The organism is Mesorhizobium sp. M4A.F.Ca.ET.050.02.1.1 (genome assembly GCF_003997725.1).
In the GTDB taxonomy this organism is placed as follows: domain Bacteria; phylum Pseudomonadota; class Alphaproteobacteria; order Rhizobiales; family Rhizobiaceae; genus Mesorhizobium.
On sequence record NZ_RZSG01000696.1, the window covers coordinates 1 to 3,177 of the forward strand.

General features: G+C 64.0%; 3 protein-coding genes. 1 reads left to right on the forward strand and 2 read right to left on the reverse strand.

Going from position 1 to position 3,177, the window contains the following annotated elements; genetic code table 11:
* Window positions 1–433: 433 nt before the first annotated feature.
* Window positions 434–1,639, forward strand: a complete 1,206-nt coding sequence (locus tag EOA33_RS29520) for an AI-2E family transporter (RefSeq protein ID WP_126054974.1) — start codon at window positions 434–436, stop codon at window positions 1,637–1,639.
* Here EOA33_RS29520 and EOA33_RS29525 read toward each other — a convergent pair.
* Together EOA33_RS29525 and EOA33_RS29530 are read right to left on the reverse strand one after the other, a co-directional pair.
* A complete protein-coding gene (locus EOA33_RS29525) occupies window positions 1,627–2,523 on the reverse strand; it encodes an EamA family transporter (RefSeq protein ID WP_126054973.1) in 897 nt (298 codons plus the stop codon). The two genes, EOA33_RS29520 and EOA33_RS29525, sit on opposite strands and share 13 nt — an antisense overlap.
* Before the next feature lie 189 nt (window positions 2,524–2,712).
* Window positions 2,713–3,177: GNAT family N-acetyltransferase (locus EOA33_RS29530; protein ID WP_127407244.1), on the reverse strand; the 465-nt coding region annotated here is incomplete at its 5' end.

Genomic DNA, 3,177 nt, shown 5'->3' on the forward strand with positions numbered 1-3,177 from the left:
CTGGAGACAGGTCTGTCGTGGCAGGATTCGGCCGACCGCACCTTCACCCGCTCGCGCGAGGAACTGGCCGAATGGATCGGCGCCCGCGCCGCCGCCGGCCGCATGGTGCCGAAGGGTTTCCCGAGGACGGGGAAGTTCGGGTAGCGGAAGCGCCCAACCTTCTCCCCTTGTGGGAGAAGGTGGACGAGCGAAGCTCGGCCGGATGAGGGGGTGTTGGAAGGATCGCTGCCTCTCGAATGTAAGCGCTTCAAATCCTTGAATCTCTTGACGTCGCGTTTCTTCCAGCACCCCTCATCCGTCTCGGCGCTGCGCGCCGATCCACCATCTCCCACAAGGGGAGAAGGAAAAGCCTCCGCCCAATCATTTGGACTATCGTCACGATTGCTGCACTATGATGGTGCATAAGCAACCCGGGCAGGGGAGAAATGCACGTTTGAAGCAGGCTGAGATCCAGAAACCGGGGCAGCGGCTGTTCGGCCTGTCGACGCCGCTCAGGGCCGCCGTCATCCCGCCGCTGTCGGCGGCGCGCTGGCTGCTGGTGCTGATCGTCGCCGCCGGCGTCTATTTCTTCCACGGTTTCCTGTTCCCGGTGCTGGCGGCGCTGGTCATCGCTTTCGCCAGCTGGCCGCTCTACCGGCGCCTGCTCACCGCCGTCGGCGGCAACCGCACGATTGCCGCAACCTTCGCCATCCTCTTCATCCTCACCTTCCTGGTGGTGCCGATCGCGCTTGCCGGCACCTACGCCATCAATGAGCTGCGCGAATGGGTCGGCTGGGCGATCGAGACCAACCGCCACGGCGCGGTGACGCCGCAATGGATCGCCACCATGCCCATTATCGGTGAGTGGCTGAACGAGCAGTGGACGACCAATCTCGGCCATCCCGGCGGCATCGGCGAGCTGATCCAATTGGTCAGCGGCGCCAATATCGGCAGTATCTATCGCGGCGCGCTCGCCGCCGGCGGCAGCGCCTTCGGCCTGCTTTTGACGCTGCTGTTCATGATGATCGCGCTGTTCTTCGCCTATCGCGATGGCGAACATTTCGCCGCGCAGGTCGACCGCCTCGGCGAGCGCATCCTGCCGACCCGCTGGGAGCGGATCTCGCGCGTGGTGCCGGCGACGATCTCGTCCACCGTCACCGGCATGACCATCATCGCCATCGGCGAAGGAGTGGTGCTCGGCGTCGCCTACTGGCTGGCCGGCGTGCCGTCGCCGGTGACGCTTGGCGCATTGACCGGCATCATGGCGCTGATCCCCGGCGGCGCACCGCTCTCCTTCACCCTGGTGTCGATCTACCTTGCCGCCAGCGGCTCTCTGATGGCGGGGCTGGCGCTGTTCACCTGGGGCGCGGTCGAGCTCTTCATCGTCGACAAGACGCTGCGCCCCAAGCTGGTTGGCGGGCCGATCAAATTGCCTTTCCTGCCGACCTTTTTCGGCCTGATCGGCGGCGTCAAGACAATGGGCTTCCTCGGCCTGTTCATCGGCCCCGTGCTGATGGCGCTCCTGGTCGCGATCTGGCGCGAGTGGCTGCGCGAGGTCGAGCTGATGGACGATTCCGCCGCCACGGCGCTTGCGGAGACCAAGGACGGCCCGCCGCAGATCGAGATCGCCGCCGAAAAGAAGAAGCTTCAGACCGGGTGACTGACCGCCAGCGTGGCGCGGCGCTTGCGCCCCTCATGCAACTGCCACAGCGAATGGCCGACAAGCGTCACGATCAGCATCGCGCCGCCGATCAGGCTGTTGCGCGACGGGGTCTCGGCGAAGATCATCCAGACCCAGACCGGCGCCAGCACCGTTTCCAACAGGTAGAACATCGCCACTTCCGGCCCTGTGATGTATTTCGGCCCGTTGGCGAGGCAGAAGAAGGAGACCGGCATGATCACGGCGCCGTTGAAGATGATCCACCACGGCGCATCCACCTGAAAGCCGGTCTTCCAGACCATGAAGGCGGCGACGGTGAAGGGCAGCACCACGCCGATAAGCGAGGTGAAGCCCATGTCCTTGCCGCTGGCGCGTGAGATGGTGATCGCACAGGCGACGCAGAGCGCGGAGCACAGGGCCATGACGTCGCCGAACAGATATCCGCTACCGATGGAGTCGCCGACGATGATGGCGACGCCGAGGATCATCACCGCCAGCGCCACCAGCGTCAGCGGCCGTGGCCGTTCTTTCAGGAACAGCCAGGACAGCAACGCCGAGAACATGGTGGTGAAGGCGAGGATGAAGACGAGGTCGGCGGTCGAGGTGTTGTAGACGGCAGTGATGAAGGCGATCGAGCCGAGCCCGTAAAGCGTCGCCACCGCAAGCCCCGCCCGGCCGGGAACGAGTTGCGGCGCCCGGTCGCTCAGCGAGCGCCAGACCGTCCAGATGAGAATCCCGGCAAGGAAAGTTGTGCCGGTGCGCAGCAACAGGATCGTCCATGCCTCGCCATGGGCGAGCCTGATCAGCGGGATGTCGACGGTCAGCGTCAGGCCGCCAATGGCGGTAAGCAGGAGACCTTTCTGGTGGTCGTGGTGTGAGGACATGTCGGCAATTCTCGCAATGGAATTTGCAGGCGGACGGCCGGCCGCGCGATAGCGCATTCTCTCGCCGTTCGACGGCAAGACCAGCATCCCGCTGCTTGAAACAGTTTGCAGTGATTACGCAATTCCGGACGGAAAACCGCTACACACTTTTCCTGGAATTGCTTCTAGGTCGGGCTTGGAAAGGGTTAGTCAGCGCGTGACCGCTTCGTGGTCGTAGCGTTCCCAGCCTTTCGGGCCGAGATGCTCCTGCGGCATGAAACGCATTTTATAGCTCATCTTGCGTGAGCCGTTGACCCAGTAGCCGAGATAGACATGGGGCAGGCCCATGGCTCTCGCTCGGGCGATATGGTCGAGGATCATGAAGGTGCCGAGCGAGCGGTCCTCGAAGTCCGGATTGAAGTAGGAATAGACCATCGACAGACCGTCGGCCATCTTGTCGGTCAGCGCCACCGCGATCAGCTCGCCCTGGCCCTTGCCGGTGATGAAGGTGTCGGGGCCGCGCCGCCTGTATTCGATGATCTTGGTGTCGACATGGGTATCCTCGACCATCATGGCGTAGTCGAGCACCGTCATGTCCGACATGCCGCCGCGGCGGTGGCGGGCGTCGAGATAGGCGCGGAACAGCGAGTATTGCTCGGTCGAAGGCTGCGCGTC